This is a genomic window from Dyadobacter sp. SRI_021 (assembly GCF_057586235.1).
The window spans coordinates 507053-524973 of record NZ_JBYCZM010000004.1 but is presented as its reverse complement, the minus strand read 5'-3'; the positions used below and the strand labels follow the sequence as shown (position 1 = coordinate 524973).

At 49.3% G+C, this 17921-nt stretch carries 18 protein-coding genes and 1 pseudogene; 17 read left to right on the top strand and 2 right to left on the bottom strand.

Translation table 11 applies throughout. The features are described from left to right. Window positions 1-10: 10 nt before the first annotated feature. From AC2YIT_RS15140 to AC2YIT_RS15060, 17 genes are all read left to right on the top strand, one after another. Entirely contained in the window at window positions 11-1732 is a 1722-nt protein-coding gene (locus AC2YIT_RS15140; protein WP_487279705.1) for a C45 family autoproteolytic acyltransferase/hydrolase, read from the top strand. Window positions 1733-1770: 38 nt separating this feature from the next. Continuing rightward, window positions 1771-3021: a flexirubin biosynthesis putative acyl-CoA ligase FlxY gene (gene flxY, locus AC2YIT_RS15135; protein ID WP_487279704.1), complete on the top strand. Its 1251-nt coding sequence runs from the start codon at window positions 1771-1773 to the stop codon at window positions 3019-3021. 34 nt (window positions 3022-3055) lie between these two features. Beyond that, window positions 3056-3670, top strand: a complete 615-nt coding sequence (locus AC2YIT_RS15130) for a hypothetical protein (protein ID WP_430845564.1) — start codon at window positions 3056-3058, stop codon at window positions 3668-3670. Window positions 3671-3697: 27 nt separating this feature from the next. Then, window positions 3698-4330, top strand: a complete 633-nt coding sequence (locus tag AC2YIT_RS15125) for a hypothetical protein (RefSeq protein WP_487279703.1) — start codon at window positions 3698-3700, stop codon at window positions 4328-4330. Between the two features lie 138 nt (window positions 4331-4468). Continuing rightward, on the top strand, window positions 4469-5197 hold the full coding sequence (locus AC2YIT_RS15120; protein ID WP_487279702.1) for a YdcF family protein: 729 nt from the start codon (window positions 4469-4471) through the stop codon (window positions 5195-5197). An 8-nt stretch (window positions 5198-5205) separates the two neighbouring features. Next, window positions 5206-6264, top strand: a complete 1059-nt coding sequence (locus AC2YIT_RS15115; RefSeq protein WP_487279701.1) for a methyltransferase — start codon at window positions 5206-5208, stop codon at window positions 6262-6264. Between the two features lie 43 nt (window positions 6265-6307). Then, window positions 6308-6784 (top strand): hypothetical protein, encoded by a 477-nt coding sequence (locus tag AC2YIT_RS15110; protein ID WP_430845568.1) that lies wholly within the window; start codon window positions 6308-6310, stop codon window positions 6782-6784. 29 nt (window positions 6785-6813) lie between these two features. Further along, a complete protein-coding gene (locus tag AC2YIT_RS15105) occupies window positions 6814-7725 on the top strand; it encodes a hypothetical protein (RefSeq protein WP_430845569.1) in 912 nt (303 codons plus the stop codon). Then, window positions 7725-8867: a dialkylresorcinol biosynthesis protein DarB gene (gene darB, locus AC2YIT_RS15100; RefSeq protein ID WP_430845570.1), complete on the top strand. Its 1143-nt coding sequence runs from the start codon at window positions 7725-7727 to the stop codon at window positions 8865-8867. The genes AC2YIT_RS15105 and darB overlap by 1 nt, the downstream gene beginning before the upstream one ends. A gap of 24 nt (window positions 8868-8891) precedes the next feature. Further along, complete coding sequence (DarG, locus tag AC2YIT_RS15095) at window positions 8892-9290, top strand: flexirubin biosynthesis protein DarG (RefSeq protein ID WP_430845571.1); 399 nt, start codon at window positions 8892-8894, stop codon at window positions 9288-9290. Window positions 9291-9294: 4 nt separating this feature from the next. Next, the gene (gene darH / locus AC2YIT_RS15090; protein ID WP_430845572.1) at window positions 9295-10326 is read left to right on the top strand and encodes a BtrH-related acyltransferase DarH; all 1032 of its coding nucleotides are present in this window, start codon (window positions 9295-9297) and stop codon (window positions 10324-10326) included. Between the two features lie 11 nt (window positions 10327-10337). Beyond that, a complete protein-coding gene (locus AC2YIT_RS15085; RefSeq protein ID WP_487279700.1) occupies window positions 10338-11087 on the top strand; it encodes an ABC transporter ATP-binding protein in 750 nt (249 codons plus the stop codon). Between the two features lie 5 nt (window positions 11088-11092). After that, window positions 11093-12370, top strand: a complete 1278-nt coding sequence (locus tag AC2YIT_RS15080; RefSeq protein WP_487279699.1) for an ABC transporter permease — start codon at window positions 11093-11095, stop codon at window positions 12368-12370. Between the two features lie 68 nt (window positions 12371-12438). Then, window positions 12439-12705 carry a phosphopantetheine-binding protein gene (locus AC2YIT_RS15075; RefSeq protein ID WP_106598059.1) on the top strand — a complete coding sequence of 89 codons (267 nt, stop codon included), beginning with the start codon at window positions 12439-12441 and terminating at the stop codon, window positions 12703-12705. A gap of 6 nt (window positions 12706-12711) precedes the next feature. Beyond that, window positions 12712-13908 (top strand): beta-ketoacyl-[acyl-carrier-protein] synthase family protein, encoded by a 1197-nt coding sequence (locus tag AC2YIT_RS15070; RefSeq protein WP_487279698.1) that lies wholly within the window; start codon window positions 12712-12714, stop codon window positions 13906-13908. A 241-nt stretch (window positions 13909-14149) separates the two neighbouring features. Beyond that, window positions 14150-14350 (top strand): helix-turn-helix transcriptional regulator, encoded by a 201-nt coding sequence (locus AC2YIT_RS15065; protein WP_430845576.1) that lies wholly within the window; start codon window positions 14150-14152, stop codon window positions 14348-14350. A gap of 4 nt (window positions 14351-14354) precedes the next feature. Further along, complete coding sequence (locus AC2YIT_RS15060) at window positions 14355-14795, top strand: HipA domain-containing protein (protein ID WP_487279697.1); 441 nt, start codon at window positions 14355-14357, stop codon at window positions 14793-14795. A gap of 53 nt (window positions 14796-14848) precedes the next feature. On the opposite strand, the gene scpA is transcribed toward AC2YIT_RS15060, so the two are convergent. Further along, window positions 14849-16969: a methylmalonyl-CoA mutase gene (gene scpA / locus AC2YIT_RS15055; RefSeq protein WP_487279819.1), complete on the bottom strand. Its 2121-nt coding sequence runs from the start codon at window positions 16967-16969 to the stop codon at window positions 14849-14851. A gap of 93 nt (window positions 16970-17062) precedes the next feature. Next, a pseudogene (locus tag AC2YIT_RS15050) lies at window positions 17063-17773 on the bottom strand (methylmalonyl-CoA mutase family protein); the annotation flags it as partial. Between the last annotated feature and the right edge of the window lie 148 nt (window positions 17774-17921).

The following is a 17921-nucleotide window of genomic DNA, read 5'->3' as shown; positions in this document are numbered from 1 at the left end:
TTGACATCAGATGCGGTGCCACAGTATGCGCCCGTCTGCTGATTTTATGTGGCCTAAAAACAAAGTCCTGCGTTCGGCGCTCAAAGCATTCTCCATCTTTCTTCTGATCATCGGAATACTATTCGGATTATTCATCTGGCGTATCCGTGTCCCGAAGCCGGAGCTTGAAAGTACTAAAACTGTCGAAAGTTACAAGCGTGAGAAAGTGGGCGAGAACCACTACCGGGTGGGTAACAACTGGTTACGGAAGAACGAGCACGGCATTTGGGAAATGTACCTGGAAGGCGCTCCGTATGAACGCGGGCTTATTTACGGCATCCTGGCCGAAGAGCTGATGGAAAAACAGGAGGTACATTTTGTGGGGCAGATCAAGGAGATGATCCCGAGCACAATGTTCCTGCAAGTGCTGAAAGGTTTTGTCGGTTGGTTCAACCGCGATATTTACAAATACATTCCTCTGGAAAACCAGCAGGAGATCTACGGTGTCTCTCAGTCATTTTCAGACCAGTTCAACTACATTGGTCCCAAATATTACCGGATTCTCAACTACCATGCCGCGCACGATATCGGCCACGCGCTTACCGACTTGAATATGGTAGGCTGCACGTCGTTCGCTGTCAACCATTCGCTTACCAAGGATTCTACGCTGCTCATTGCCCGTAATTTCGACTTTTATATGGGCGATGCATTTGCCGAGGATAAGCTCATTGTTTTCATGAACCCTGACAAGGGCTACAAATTTGCTTCCTACGCATGGGCGGGGCTTACGGGCGTGGTTTCGGGTATTAATGAGAAAGGCATCACGGTTACTTTAAATGCTTCCAAATCGGATATCCCATTTGCTGCGAAAGAGCCCATATCTATTCTGGCGAGGGAAATCCTGCAATATGCCGGCAGCATTGAAGAGGCCCGCAAAATCGCTTCGAAAAGCGAGACTTTCGTTTCCGAATCACTGTTGATCGGCTCAGCGGCGGACGATAAGGCGGTGATCATCGAAAAGTCGCCGCAGAAGATGGACGTGTACGATTCGGGTAAGGACGCGCTGGTTTGTGCAAACCACTACCAGAGCAATGCATTTATCAAGGATTCGGTGAATATCAACAATATCCGCGATACGGATTCGAAAGCACGTTTCGACAGGATGACGCAGCTCATGGACCGTTCGTATCCGATGGACGTTAACCAGGCTGCTGCCATTCTGCGTGACCAGAAGGGTGTCGATGACAAATTTATCGGTTATGGTAATTCCAAGTTACTGAATCAGCTCATCGCGCACCACGGGATTGTTTTCAAACCTGCCAGAAAGGAATTCTGGATTTCGGCGCCGCCTTACCAGCTAGGGGAGTTCGTCGGATATGATTTGAACCGCATTTTTGCGCAAAAAGGTCGTTTTCAATCGTTTGATTCGCTGGATATCGACCGCGATCCGTTCCTGGAATCGGCGGACTATAAAAAGTTTGAGGCATTTAAATCAGTGAGACAGAAAATCACTAAATATGTGATGCTGGATACGCCGCTTTCTTTGACGCCGCAGGACGAGAAGAATTTCATCGCGAATAATGCGCAGAGTTACCTTCCGTATTTTTTCCTGGGCGAGTACCATCAGAAGAAAGGTGATTTCAGCAAAGCGATCGGTTATTACGAGCAGGCTTTGAAACACGAAGTTTCGTCCTTGAACGAGGAGAAATCGATCCGGGAGCGGATAGCCGAAAGCAAGCTGGGCAAGCGTTAATGCCTGATTCAGATTTTCCATACCAACCTTTGATTGCCATGAGTCCCGAAACACAGCAGCCCGCATTGCAGCAGCTTTTGTTGCACGTGTCCAACTATTCGAACTACTATAAGCGCCTGTTTCTCGAGCAGAATATCAATGTCGACGAGATCAGAACAGTGGCCGACCTGGCGCGGCTGCCGTTTACGACCAAAGACGATCTCGCACAATATAACGACGACTTCCTGTGTGTGCCCAAAAGCCGCATTACCGATTTTGTGACTACTTCGGGCACGCTCAGCGACCCGGTGGCATTCTACCTGACCGATTCGGACGTGGAAAGGCTGGCGACCAACGAGTCAGAGTCATTCCGTTGCGCTGGTGGCACGGAAAACGATATTTACCAGCTGATGACGACCATCGACCGCCGTTTTATGGCCGGGCTTGCCTACTGGATGGGCGCGCGCAAAATGGGCGCGGGAATGATCCGCGTAGGGCCGGGGGCGCCATTTCTGCAATGGGAGTCGATCCAGCGGTTTTCGCCGACGGTAATCATCGCTATCCCTTCATTTATTCCCCGCCTGATCGACTACGCCGTAGCCAATGATATTGACTATGCCGCATCGAGCATTAAATCCATTATCTGCATTGGAGAACCGATCCGTAACCCGGATTTTTCTTTGAATGAACTGGGCAAGCGCATTACCTCGCAGTGGGATGTGAAACTGTATTCAACCTACGCTTCCACGGAGATGGGCGCTGCGTTTACCGAATGCGGTGAAGGCAAAGGCGGGCATTTGAACCCGGACCTGCTGATCCTGGAGGTGGTCGACGAGGAAGGCAATGCAGTGGAAAACGGCGAGCTTGGTGAGGTGGTCGTGACGACGCTGGGTGTGGAGGGTATGCCACTGCTGCGTTACAAAACCGGCGATCTTTGTAATGTCTATTATGAGCCTTGCGCGTGTGGGCGCACAAGCCCGCGCCTGGGTCCGGTGGTCGGGCGCAAGCAGCAGATGATCAAGTTCAAGGGTACGACCATATTCCCGCCGGCATTGTTTGACGTGCTGGATGCGGTGAAAGAAATCGATTTGTACCAGGTGGTCGTATCTAAAAACGAGTTCGGGAACGACGAGATTACCGTGGTGCTTCCGATGCAGTTGCAGACGTCCGCATTCAAGGAAACCATGCATTCGTTGTTCAAATCCAGGCTCCGCGTATCGCCCGCATTAACTTTCGTAACCGCTGAAGAACTAACTTTCCGGATCTACAAACAGGAGAAACGCAAACCTGAAAAATTGATCTATATTTGACCCCTCTGTTACCATTAAAGATAAAGTTACTACTATGAAAAAGTTCATTTATGCGTCAGCCATAGCGATTTCGTTCCTCGCAGGGGACGCAGCCCTCGCCCAGCGCGTCGATCTCCGTTCCGGTGATGTAAGCGTGTTGTCGGGCCAGAAAACCGTCAATGTAGAGTACGATTATTCGGAGTTTGGAGTAGGTAAATTCGCCACTGAGCAGGAGTACCTTGATAAAAAATCAGCCGAGTACAATGCTAAGGAAGCCGGTAAAGGCGATGCCTGGAAAAAGGCCTGGGTCGAAGACCGCAAGGCACGTTACGAGCCCAAGTTCGAGGAGTTGTTCAACAAAGGCATGGCAGACAAAGGTCTGACGGCTGTTACCGCCCGCCCGGACGCACAGTACACCCTCATTGTAAAAACCAAATTTGTGGAGCCCGGTTTCAACGTAGGTGTGATGCGCAAGAATGCCTATGTCGATTTTGAAATAGACCTGGTCGAATCAGCCAACAAATCCAATAAAGTTGCTGAAATTGGAATGAGAAATGTTCCGGGCGGCCAGTTCGGTGGTTTTGACTTCGATACCGGCGTCCGCATTGCTGAATCTTATGCGAAAGCAGGCAAGTCCCTGGCGGCATTTCTGGATAAAAAACTGAAATAAACTAACCGTTCCCAATTACTCAGAGTTATGAAAAAGTTATTACTGATCGCATTCGTGTTGTTCAATGCCGCTGTTGCCAAAGCGGATAACACCATGGCTGACCTCTTCGCTGGTAAAACCAAACTGGTTTTCCTGGGCCTTGATTTTACGCAAGCCAAATACATCGGTAAAGCAGGTTTCATGGACGCGCAGGCGATTCAGAACCAGCATATTGTAAGCTGGAACAACCTGATCGAGCTTGAACCTAAGAAATTTTCCCTGCAGAAAGCATTCAATCTGAAGGACGACCAGTATAAATCGAAAGTGGAGGATATGGTCGCGTTGAACAAATCAGTGAACGTAGAGAAGAACATTACCGACGACGAGTACAGCATCACCGAAGATCAGGTAAAAAAATCCGTTGCCAAATATTCGTTGAGCGAAAAGGATGGCGTTGGTATAGTTTATGTTGTGGAAAGCCTCAATAAAAACGCAGAGAAACTGGTGGCTTGGGTTACATTCATCGACCTGGCCACTAAGAAGGTGATCCACACCGAAAAAGTCGAAGGTAAGGCAGGGGGGTTCGGTTTCCGTAATTACTGGGCCGGCGGTGTTTACAAGATTAATCAGGAGATCGATAAGAGCCTTTACAAAAAGTGGAGCAAGTCGTTCAAGGCTTAAAAAGTGAATAGATTTGTTTATTTTTAGAGCTCAGATTAATTACCGATACCATATCATATCTTTTGTAAGCTGTGATCTGTTTACCTGAGTCTGGTGAACGTTCACAGCTTACTGTTTAAAAACCGTCAACCCCTTATCGTGCGCATAGCCAACTCGTTTTTCCTGGTGCTCCTATGTCTGCTGTTTACAAGCTGCGGTAAAATGCTCTACCGTTCGGCGGCAAAAGCTTTCACGAAAGGGGCCAAGGAAGCTCCCTATGATGCGATTATCGTTCCGGGTTTTCCCTACAATGGCGAGAAGTGGGACATGGTGCTGCAACTTCGCATTCACTGGGCCCACTATCTATATTCGAAAGGTTATACCAAAAATATCATCTTTTCGGGCGGCGCCGTGGCTACTCCTTATATCGAGGCCCGTGTAATGGTCAACTACGCCGAAGCGCTGGGCGTTCCCCGCGAGCATCTGTTTACCGAAGAAAAGGCAGAGCACAGCACGGAAAATGTATATTATTCCTACCGCCTTGCAAAAGACTTGGGCTTTTCGAAAATTGCGCTTTCCACCGATCCCATCCAGACGAGTTATATGAGAAAGTTCATCAAAAAGTATGAGCTTCCGATAGGCCTGCTGCCGACGGTGATCGATACGGTCAAAACTTTAAATGTATACGAGCCCAAGGCCGACCATAGCAATGCAATCATGAAGGAAGGCTTTGTGAAACTATCGGATAAGGAAGGTTTTTTCAAACGCTTCCGCGGTACGATGGGCAAGTACATTGTGTGGCATGAAGAGGATCTGAAAAAAGCAAAATACAGAAGGAGATACAAGGATCGGATGATACCCTCTTCCGAACAATCAGGGAACAATTAAAGCGTACAATGAAAAAAGAATTGTCGGCTATTGAAGCCAAGTATGAAGCACAGAAGATCGCGTTTGGCCCGATGTACTTCCAGTCGGTGGTCGCCCTCAGGGACCTGGGCATTTTGCAGTACGTCAGCGAAAACCGCAAGGGAGTAAGCATTGCCAACATTATCGAAAATGTGAATGTCTCGGAATACGGTGTGACCCTCTTGCTGGAAGCGGCGGAAATTCTGGGCGTGGTGGAAATAGAGAATGATGTTGTCAGGATCAGCAAAATAGGTTTCTTCCTTTTGAAGGACGAAATGACGCGCGTCAACATGAATTTCATGAAAGACGTGTGCTACCTGGGCGCGAGCCACATGACCGAAAGCATCGTCAACGGCAAGCCCGAAGGCCTTAAAGAGCTTGGTAACTGGCCGACGATCTACGAAGGACTCTCGATATTGCCCGAGCCCGCTAAAACTTCATGGTTCGAGTTCGACCATTATTATTCCGACAATGCATTTCCCGACGCGCTGAAAATCGTCTTCGCCAAAAAGCCTAAAATGCTTTTCGATATCGGCGGCAACACGGGGAAATGGTCGTTTGCATGCTGTGACCATGATGCGGATGTGAGGATTAAAATACTCGATCTGCCGGTGCAGCTCAATGTGGCGCGCGCGAACGCCGCCGAGCGCGGCCTGCTCGACCGGATCGATTTCCATGCGATCAACCTGCTGGATACCACGCAAAAAATACCGCAAGGAGCCGATGTGATTTGGATGAGCCAGTTTCTCGATTGCTTTTCAAAAGAACAGATCGTGGCGATATTGGAGAACGCCTTTCAGGCAGCTTCTGAAAACACCACCGTGTATATTCTGGAACCATTTTTTGATAACCAGAATTATCCTGCTGCACATTATAGCCTGGTGGCGACATCTTTGTATTTCACCATCATGGCCAATGGAAATAGCAAGATGTACAGGATCGGTGTGATGAAGGAGCTGGTATGCCAGGCTGGGTTTGAAGTTGTTAATACTTATCCGCTGATTGGCGACAGTTATCACACGATTCTGGAATGCAGGAAAAAGGCCTGATGCCCGATCGTTTTAGATCCCGAATGCGTAAATATCGATTGTTATGAAGCGAATGGTAGCGGTTTGCCTTGTTTTGCTTGCGGCTGTTACAGCCCATGCGCAGATCGACAAGGGAGTTTATTACAAAGCATTGTCCAGCGGAGAGGAAGCGTCCATCGATAAGGTACTCGCGAAGCTGGAAGGTGAAAAGTCGTCGTCAAAGGTGAATGCTTACAAAGGGGCATTGACGATGAAAAAGGCCGGTTTCGTAAAAGGGGTAGGAGGCAAGGTGAAGACCTTCAAAAAAGGGGCCAGTTTGCTCGAAGACGAGATCAAAAGCAATCCTGGCAATACCGAGTTCCGTTTCCTGCGCCTGGCGGTACAGGAGCATGCGCCCGGGATTTTGAAATATAATAAGGAAATAGATGCAGATAAACAGGCCGTCGTTTCGGGCTACGACAAGCTCGATACCGACCTTAAAAACGTCATCGCCGATTATGCGAAGGATTCGAAGGTGTTGAAAGAATCGGATCTCAAATAGGAATGCATTAACAGGATTTTTGCCGATCAATGAAAAATATACTAGTTGTAAACTACTCTCAGTCAGGTCAGTTGAATGAAATTATCGAACAGTTCCTGAAACCGTTCGAGCCTGAAACAGTAGAGCGATTAGAGATTTTCCCGGCCAAACCCTTTGTATTCCCCTGGACTTCAGACGAGTTTTTCGACAAAATGCCGGAATGCGTGCAAGAAGACCCGATCGAGCTCCAACCGCTTCATTTCGGTGCCGAGCGTTACGATTTAATCGTGTTGGGTTACCAGCCGTGGTTCCTGTCGCCGTCGCTGCCAATAACATCGTTGCTGCACGACCCCGGCTTTAAAGCCAGGGTCAGGGACACGCCCATCGTGACGGTGATAGGTGGGCGGAATATGTGGCTCAACTCGCAGGAAAGCATTAAGCAGCTGATCGCCGACGCGGGCGGGAAGCTGGTAGGGAATATTCCGCTGATGGACCGTGTTTCGAACCTTGTCAGCGCGGTAACCATTTTGCACTGGATGCTTACCGGCCGGAAAGACCGCAAGTGGGGCATTTTCCCCAAACCGGGCGTGAGCGATGAGGACATACAAGGCGCCTCCCGTTTCGGAGCGATCGTCAAAAAGGCATACGACAACCGGGAGTATGCCGGTTTACAGAAAGAAATCATGGCCACAGGCCTTATTAACATACCCACGGATATTCTGTTTATCGAGGGGCGGGCCAAGAAGCTGTTCAGGATCTGGGCAAAGTTGATCAAAACGAAGGGGACCACGCCTGAAAAGCGGAAAAGGCTGGTTGGTTTTTTCAAATATTACCTGCTCGTTGCGCTTTTTATGGTAGCGCCGGTGCTGGTCACGGTTTACCGGTTACTGATCGCCCCGTTCACCGCCAATGCGATTAAGAAGAAAAAAGAATACTTTTGTGGTGTAGAAACCAAATCATAATGTCAGAAGCATATATTACAAGGATTGCCAAGTTTTTACCGAATGAGTCCGTTTCCAATGAGGAAATGGAAGAATACTTAGGATACATCAACGGAAAACCTTCCAAATCAAAAGCCATTGTTTTGCGCAATAACGGTATTAAAAACCGGTATTATGCATTGCGCAAAGACGGAACGCCTACGCACACCAATGCGGAAATGGCGGCCCTTGCCATTAAAGACCTGTTCAGGAATAATCCGGGCGAGATCGGCCAGATGGATTTGCTAAGCTGCGCCACGTCCAGCCCCGACCAACTGATGCCTTCGCACGGCTCGATGGTACACGGTAACCTGCCCGAAGCGGCATCCATAGAAGTAGTATCGCCCTCGGGCGTTTGCTGCGCAGGGATGCATGCATTCAAATACGCGTACATGGCGGTGAAGCTGGGCGAAAAACAAAAAGCGGTTTCCTGTGCTTCGGAACGGCTTTCGACGGTGCTTCGCGCCGACCAGTTCGAAGACGAAGTGCAGCAGTTGGTAAAGCTCGAAAAGAACCCTTACCTCGCATTTGAAAAGGACTTTTTGCGCTGGATGCTCTCCGACGGTGCGGGTGCATTCCTCGTAGAGCCGACCCCGAATAAAGAAGGAATCTCCCTGAAAATCGATTGGATTGAAGGTTGCTCTTATGCCAACGAGATCGAGGCCTGTATGTATATGGGTGCCGAGAAGCTCGAAGACGGCACTTTGAAAAGCTATAAGGATTACACTGCCGAGGAAATCAAGGAGCAATCTATATTCAGTATCAAGCAGGATGTGAAGCTTTTAGGTGAAAAAATTGTTAAATTAGGTTTCGCCAAGCTCAAAGATATTCTGGTTAAAAAAGGAATAACTATGGACGATGTGAGCTATTTCCTGCCGCATTTGTCAAGCTATTTCTTCGAAAGCAAAATCGACGAATTTTTCAAAGAGAACGGTATGCCGGTGGCCAAAGAAAAATGGTACACCAACCTCGTCACCAAAGGCAATGTAGGCGCGGCCTCCATTTATATGATGCTCGAAGAGGTGTTCAACAGCGGGGCTTTGAAAAAGGGCGAGAAAATATTGCTGGCAGTGCCGGAAAGTTCGCGCTTTTCGTACATGTTCTGCCTGCTCACTGTGTGCTGAAACCATACAAAAGCTGCCCATACCATGAAAAAGGAAGACCTGCCGCAAGACCCCGGCGCGCTCGACAAATTTACCCGGGAAGTATGCTACGTCAAAAATGAGGACGGTAAGTACGAAACCGCGTTGAGTAAAGGATGGGATGTGAAAAAACAGGCGCTCGACAGCGCGTGGGAAGAGGTGAACGAGCGGGTGGAAGAGGCGCGCAGGGCAGTAGCCAACGGTGAAAAAAGCCCGGTATACTATTTTATGGAACTTCGCCTGATGGATTTGCCGGTTCTGTCGGGTTACACGGGGATCTTCCCCTTTTTTATCAAACGGCATTTCAAACCATCCGTTTTTAAAGGTCTCAGCGAGCGAAAACTGGAAAAATATGCCAGGGCTTTCGATATCACTGTGGACGAGTTGAAAAATTTTAAAGGTTGAACCAGTGAATATTGACAGTCAAACGGATGAGTTCCATCACGTCCAGACAGCTCATTGCGAAAACGGGGTTACCACGGCATTGCTGAGGTATCATGGCCTGGATTTCATGACCGAGCCGTTGGCGTTCGGTATGGGCTCGGGCTTGTTTTATATACAAATACCTTTCCTGACGGTCAATAACGGCCCGGCCATCTCATTTCGAACCATGCCCGGGGCGATCTTCAAACGCACCTGCAAGTCGCTTGGCGTAGAGGTAACCCGCAAGAAATTCTCAAATCCTGCGGCGGCCGAGGCGTTTCTGGATAAGAAAGTAAAGGAAGGCGTGCCGGTTGGCTGTCAGGTGGGCGTTTTTCACCTGACTTACTTTCCTAAAGAATACCGCTTCCATTTCAACGCACATAACCTCATTGTTTTCGGCGAAGAAAATGGCCGCTACCTGGTCAGCGACCCGGTTATGGAAGATGTGACCTCTCTTTCCAAAGAAGAACTCTCGCGTGTACGTTTTGCGCAGGGCCCGCTCGCGCCCAAGGGACATATTTACTTTCCGGAGAAAATAAAACCCATTACCCAGGACATGATCCGCAAAGGCATCGTGACCGGGATTCGCCGTAATGTGCGGGATATGCTGAGCATTCCCGGCAATTTCGCGGGGGTGAACGGGATCAGGCACACTTCCAACCACGTCCGTAAATGGCGCGACAAGCTCGGTTTACGTAAAGCGAGCCTTTACTTAGGCCAGATCGTACGCATGCAGGAGGAAATCGGTACAGGCGGCGGAGGCTTTCGTTTCCTTTACGGTGCATTCCTGGAAGAGGCCGCAGCCTACTTGCAGGACGACCGCGTGGCCAATGTTTCGGAAGATTTTACCAAGGCCGGCGATATGTGGCGTGCAAGTGCCATTAAAATGGCGGGCGTGTACAAAGGCCGCCTGACCGAACAGAAAGACTTCGAAGAAATTGCCGATATGATGCTGGAAATCCGTCTGGTGGAGAAGGAGGCATTTCAGAAGCTTTCCAGTCTGAAACTGGGTAAATAGTGCGGATGGGTATGGCGGGTCAGGTGTGTATTGCGATCAGGGGCGTGTATAAGCGTTATAAATCCGCCCAGGAGGATAGCTTGTCCGACGTTTCGCTGGACATCATGCAATCGGACGTATTTGGTTTACTGGGCCCGAATGGAGCCGGTAAGACGACGCTGATCTCCATTCTTTGTGGCATTATCCCCGTTTCCTCCGGCCAAGTGCAGTTTCTAAACAACGGCAGGCCATATTCCGATGCTGAGAGAAAGAGCAGGATCGGTTTCGTGCCTCAGGAATATGCATTTTACCAGGAACTGACCCCGCGCCAGAACCTCGATTACTTCGGCGCAATGTATAATCTTCCCAAAAGGAAACTGGAAGTGCGCCGCGAGCATTTGCTGCAAGTATTAGGCCTTGAAAAAGCGGCCGATAAGAAGGTCGGGACATTCTCTGGCGGCATGAAACGGCGTGTGAACCTGGCGATCGGCATTTTTCATGAGCCGGATATCCTTTTTCTCGACGAGCCGACGGTAGGTGTGGACGTGCAGAGCCGGAATGCGATTATCCGTTATTTACAGCAGATCAACCACGCTGGGACGACCATCATCTATACTTCGCACCATATGTCGGAAGCAGAAGAGTTTTGCAAGAATATCGCGCTGATCGACCATGGAAAGGTCATTGCGACAGGAGGCTTGCAGCATTTGAAAACCGCGCACGAGGTACCCAACCTGCAAACATTGTTCATTAATCTGACTGGCGAGGCATACCGCGATTAAAGCCTATGTTTAAGTTATACGCATCATTACGCAAAGAACTGCTACTGCTTATCAATGACAAGGTAGGGCTGGCTTTGATGTTTCTGATGCCTTTACTGCTCGTTTTTATCATCACCATCATTCAGGATAGTGCTTATAAAATGGTGAATGAGAACCAGATTCCGCTTCTGGTGGTCAACCATGACGATGGCAAAGAGGGAAAGAAACTGGTCGAGTTGCTGACAAAATCCGGGCTGTTCAAGATCGATTCGCAGGATGCGATCCCGCAGGAATCGTTGAAGTCGGAATTATTGTCCAGGGGGAAAATGATCGCATTGTACATTCCTGCTACGTTTTCGGCCGGGCTAGAAAGCAATGCGGAAGATGTAAGTACCATTTTGATGGACGATCTGGGCCTTGAACGCGACACGACGGCCCGGGAGAAGGTGTCAATGCCCAGGCTTTCCTTTTATAACGACCCGGTTTTGCAGGAAAATTACAGCTACTCGGTCATGAGCGTGATCCAGTCCTATATGAGCGTGATCGAAAACTCGCTGATGATCGACCGCATGTATGCCAACATGGATATTGCCGAAAGATCTGCTAAGCTGAAAGATAAGATGATTTCCAACCGCGTGGGCATCGACCAGATCGTCGCGCGTAACAATAATTCCACTGCCATTCCCAATTCCACCCAGCATAATGTGCCTGCCTGGACCATTTTTGCCATGTTTTTCATGGTAGTCTCTTTGGGCAGTAACATTGTGAAAGAGCGCATTAACGGCAGTTTTCTCAGGTTGAAAACCATGCCGACTACATTCATGGTGGTGATGTTTAGTAAAATGGCCATTTACGTGATCGTAGCCGCATTGCAGGTCGCGCTCACATTCTCCATGGGCGTATGGATTTTACCCAAATTAGGTTTGCCCAAACTCAGCGTGCCGGATAATATTATCGCGACTATCGCGGTGATTTTCATCAGCAGTATGGCGGCCGTGAGTTACGCTTTAATGATCGGAGCATTTGCCAGAACCGAGCAGCAGGCTAATGGGTTTGGCGCCATATCTATTATAATTTTCGGGGCGATAGGAGGGATACTGGTGCCAAGGTTCGTGATGCCGGGTTTCATGCAGTTTTTCAGCAACTTTTCACCGTTGCACTGGTGCCTGGAAGGCTTTTATGTATTGTTTCTCAAAGGCGGCAGCTGGCAGGACCTGCGGACGGTGTTCGCTTTTCTGGGCATTTTTATAGTGTTTTGCCAATTGGGCACATATTTTAAGCTGCGGTTAGAAAGAATTATTTAAGTTTGAAATTCCCCGGGCCGGTTCGCAGGCTGTAACCGGTGATTACTAGAAGAGATTAACAAATCAATATGGACATAGAAAGCTTGAAGCCCATTCTGAAAGGGCAAATTGTACAATACCTGAACCTGCTCGACATCAATCCTGCCGATATCAAAGACGACGAACCGCTTTTTGGCGGCGATCTGGGCCTGGACTCGATCGACTCTCTCGAGCTGGTGGTGCTGCTCGAAAGAGAATATGGTATCAAAATCAATAACCCGGCCGAGGGGCGCAAGATCCTGGTCGATGTAAACCACATGGCCGAGTATATTCTCGCGCACACAAAAGCCGCTTAATTTTCAATGGGAAGGGTGTTGGTGACTGGTATGGGCATGATTTCGGCCATTGGCAACAATGTAGCGGAGAATCATGAGAGCTTGCGCGGTGGGCGTTCGGGGATCGGTAAGGTTGCTTTTTTCGAATCCTTGTACGCTTCACAGCTGCCTTTTGGCGAGGTCAAGCTCAGCAACGGGGAGCTCAAAACATTACAGCAACTCGAAACTTCTAACGGTTACACGCGCACGTGCCTGCTGGCCGACAAAGCTTTCAGCGAAGCTATTGCCGATGCCGCATTGACGCCGGGACAGCTTTCTTCGCTTGACACGGCATTGATTTCCGCCAGTACCGTAGGCGGCATGTGCCTCACCGACCAGCTTTACGAGGATGCCAACCATAAATCGGAAGGCTCTGAATACCTGGAATCTTACGGATGCTCGGCACATACGCTGAAGCTCATCAAACGGTACCGTATCAAAGGTTTTACCGATACCATTAACACGGCCTGTTCCTCGTCCGCCAATGCGATTATGCTAGGCGCGCGGCTGATCCGTTCGGGCAGGGTGAAGAGGGCGATCGTAGGCGGCGTGGATAGTCTGGCCAAATACACGGTCAACGGTTTCAATGCATTAAAAATATTGTCTGAATCGCCTTGTAAGCCATTCGATGTGAACCGCGACGGCCTGAACCTGGGCGAAGGTGCAGCTTATCTGGTACTGGAAGCCGAAGAACTGGCGGCAGGGAAGAAGGCATATGCGGAAGTGGCAGGTTTCGGTAATGCGAATGATGCGCATCATCCTTCGGCAATGTCTGATGAAGCGACCGGAGCGATCCGCTGCATGCACGAAGCGATACGGTCGGCGGGGATTGCTCCTTCTCAAATTGGGTACGTTAATGCCCATGGAACCGGTACACAGAACAACGATCAGGTCGAATTCTTCGGAATGGGGGCGCTGTTTGACCCAATGCCCCCTTACAGCTCCACGAAATCATTTACAGGGCATACGCTGGGTGCAGCGGGTGCAGTTGAGGCTATTTTCAGCATTTTGAGTATTATCCATTCGGAATTGTTTCCAAGTTTGAATGTCAGTGAGCCTATTAGTGGTACGAACACTGCGCCTGTTTCTGCATGGAAAGGCAACTACAATTTGAATTACGTACTTTCAAACTCCTTCGGTTTTGGGGGTAATTGCACTTCGCTGGTTTTTGCGGGTGTAAACTAGATATTGGCATTTATAAGCCAAACAGGTAGCCCTGAATAATTTTTTCGTGCGGGGATCTTATCAATTATTAATCCACTTAATAGACCTGAAACAGACGACGGCCGTGACGTTACACAGCCCATTTATTTAAGCTTGACATTAAATCCCGATCGGGTATAAAATAATTAACAAAAATAAGTTTTGTACCCGATATGGTATAATATCTCAATATTTATTATTTTTATATCATAAAGGGTATAAAATGTCTAATTTCTCAATATTTCTGAAAGAAAGGCGAAAGGCTGTCGGATTGACGCAAGAGGAGCTCGCTTCCAAAGCCGGAGTTGGTTTACGCTTTATCCGTGATTTAGAACAAGGTAAGAAAACACTTCGGTTGGATAAGGTTAACCAAGTACTGTCATTATTTGGTAAAGAAGTAGGGGTGGTTGATTTCAACTCTTAAAGTCATGGTCAAGCAAGCGTACGTTTATTACAGGGAAAGCCTGGCAGGTTACCTTGAAGAAACAGACGAAGGTTATACGTTTACCTACGACGAGGATTATCTTGAGTCCGATCACGCTATGAACTTTTCCTTGACTCATAATACGGATCACACTATTTCTCTTTCACCAGCTTATGACCTGGTTAATGTAAATCTGGTATTTCCAGATGACGCAGACGAGTTGGCGCTCACTTTGAATGGCAGAAAGAGAAAAATCGCTAAAGCAGATTTTGACAATTTCGCCACGGGGCTCAACTTGCCGGAAAGGGCGGTTCTTAATATTTACGCGAAGTTTGCGGGTGCGGGCGGGAAAGTGAAGGAAGTGATAGAGTCTTCGTTCCTGCCGCAGGATTGGAAGAAGCGATACGTAGAAATTTGGGATAAAAAGCTGCGTATTTTGCTTTGACGTGATCTTGAGGTATGGATCATAGCCTATTGGCAGGGATTCCTGAGGAATGATCAACTTTCCTGTATCAGCATGGTCAAAATCTCCTGTGCGGCCACTGAAATGACTGTTCCCGGACCGAAAATTCCCTTCACGCCTGCATCGTACAGAAACTGGTAGTCCCGCGCGGGAATCACGCCGCCGGCAATGACCATAATATCGCCCCTTCCCAGCTTATTTAATTCGCTGATCAACTCGGGGATAAGCGTTTTGTGCCCCGCAGCAAGGCTCGATGCACCTATGACATGCACATCGTTTTCAATGGCCTGCTTGGCCACTTCCTGGGGTGTCTGAAACAACGGGGCAATGTCGACGTCGAAACCTAAGTCGGCGAAACTGGTCGCGATTACTTTTGCGCCCCGGTCGTGGCCATCCTGACCCATTTTGACAACCATGATGCGTGGCCTGCGGCCTTCCAGTTTGGCAAATTCGTCGGACATTGCACGCGTGCGCCGGAAGTTCTCATCATCCGAAACTTCCGCCCTGTAAATACCCGAAACGGGCCGGATCGTGGATTGGTATCTGCCGAACTGCTTCTCCATAGCCTCTGAAATTTCTCCTAATGTAGCTCTTTTGCGCGCTGCATCGACAGCGAGTGCCAGGAGATTTGAAGGCATATCTTTCCCGCCGGTTTCCCTGCAAGCCTGTGTAATGCGGTCGAGTGCATGGCGTACCTTGGTTTCGTTCCGGTTTGCACGAATAGCTTCAAGCTGCGCGATTTGCGCATTTCTGACCGCCTGATTATCAATTTCAAGGATTTCAAAAGATTGCTTCTGGTCGGTTTTGTACCGGTTAACCCCCACTATTACGTCCTTACCCGCGTCGATTCGTGCCTGTTTTCGGGCGGCAGCCTCTTCGATGCGCATTTTGGGCAAGCCGGTTTCAATGGCCTTGGTCATGCCGCCCAATGCTTCCACTTCCTCAATTAGTGCCCATGCCTTTTCTGCGAGTTGCATGGTCAGGTACTCTACGTAGTAAGATCCGCCCCACGGGTCCACAGCCTTGCAGAGGTCGGTCTCGTTTTGAATAAAAAGCTGTGTGTCCCGCGCAATGCGGGCCGAGAAATCGGTGGGTAATGCAATGGCCTCGTCAAACGAATTGGTGTGCAGCGACTGTGTGTGGCCCATGACCGCCGCCATGGCTTCGATGGTCGTGCGGGTGATGTTGTTGAACGGCTCCTGCTCGGTGAGGCTGTAACCGCTCGTCTGACAATGTGTGCGAAGCATGAGCGATTTTTCGTTCTGCGGGTTGAACTGCTTTACAATCTTGGCCCAAAGCATTCGCCCGGCCCGCATTTTGGCAATTTCCATAAAGTGGTTCATGCCAATTCCCCAGAAGAACGACAGGCGCGGCGCAAAATCATCGATGGGAATGCCGGCCGCCAGGCCTGTACGGATGTATTCGAGCCCATCCGCGAGCGTGTAGGCGAGTTCGATGTGCGCGGGCGCGCCCGCCTCATGCATGTGGTAGCCGCTGATACTGATCGAGTTGAAACGCGGCATATACTGCGAGGCATAGGCGAAAATATCGCCCACAATGCGCATGGATGGTCCTGGTGGGTAAATGTAGGTGTTGCGGACCATAAACTCTTTCAGAATGTCGTTCTGGATCGTCCCGGTAAGTTGATCCGGCCGAACGCCCTGTTCTTCGGCAGCGACGATAAAAAAGGCCATTACAGGTATCACCGCGCCGTTCATCGTCATTGACACCGACATCTGATCCAGCGGGATCTGATCGAACAGTATTTTCATGTCCTCTACTGAATCGATGGCCACGCCGGCCTTGCCCACATCACCGGTCACACGGGGGTGGTTGGAGTCGTAGCCGCGGTGCGTTGCCAGATCAAACGCTACCGACAAACCTTTTTGCCCGGCCGCCAGGTTCCGGCGGTAGAATGCATTGGATTCAGATGCAGTCGAGAAACCTGCATATTGCCGGATTGTCCAGGGGCGCTCGAGGTACATACTGGCATAAGGTCCGCGAAGAAATGGGGGTGTACCCGCACCGAATGCGAGGTGTTGCGCGCTTGCGAGGTCGCTTTCAGTGAATTTGGTTTTGACTGAAATGCCTTCGGCGGTTTGGAATATTGCCGGTTGGCTGCTGTGCTGGTTGTGATTTTGGATGTTATCAGAAATATTGCTGAAAATGTCGATATCTGTCGTTTTCAGGAAACGTCCCCAGGCTGCATTCGCCAGTTTCAATGTCATGTCTTCCAGCGCGAATGCTCCCGCCGCCGGATCAGCTACTTTGGTAAAATGGCTTTCGTGTTCCAGGATGTACGATACATGCGTAGCCAATCGCTGAGCCATCGCATTATCCGCACTATCGAACGGGAGCACGGTGAGCGCATCGCAGCCGCCTATTACTGCGCTCATAGCCTCAGCAGCAGCTCTTACGAGATTGGTATAGTCCGGCTCATTGTTTTTGTAATTGGTGAACGTCGTCGCTTGAATGAAGGGTATACTTTGTGTTTCCGGCAACCCGAATGCGCGCGCTGTTTTTTTTAACAGGTACCTTAACGCCCTCAATTTGGCAATTTCAGTAAGGTATTGAGGACCAATCGAAACCGAGAACGTGGTTTGATTGAATAAGAGATCAGGCGATTGGCTATTGGAATACTCACCCGAAAAAGAAGCCAGGGCTGATGCTAGTTGTGTTACCGGGTCCGGGCCTTCCAGTTCGACCTGGAACGGCCGGGATTCGCTTAGAGGCTCTGCATTCACATTAATCCATCCAGCAGTTGACTTTTGGGCATTCTGAATTTTAAGAACTGCTTCCCAGTCGAGCTCTGCGGCAGTAACATAGGGTTTGAAATGCAAACCAGGGGCAACTTCCCACGCGTCCAGCAACCCGGCGCGCCCCTTCACCTCTTTCGCTACGAGCTTTTCCCAAGTGCTTTTGTCCGACGGGAGAAATTCAGAAAAGAGGTTTGCTGACATGGGCTGATGGATTGATGAATGGTGTACGGAAAAGTGCTATTAGCAAAACTACAAATTTTGGGACGCAAATACGGGCGTTGAAATATCAAAACCGCTCCTGTAACCTTCTGGACACGATTACGCTCCCAATTTTAGTTTCGGGTTTGCA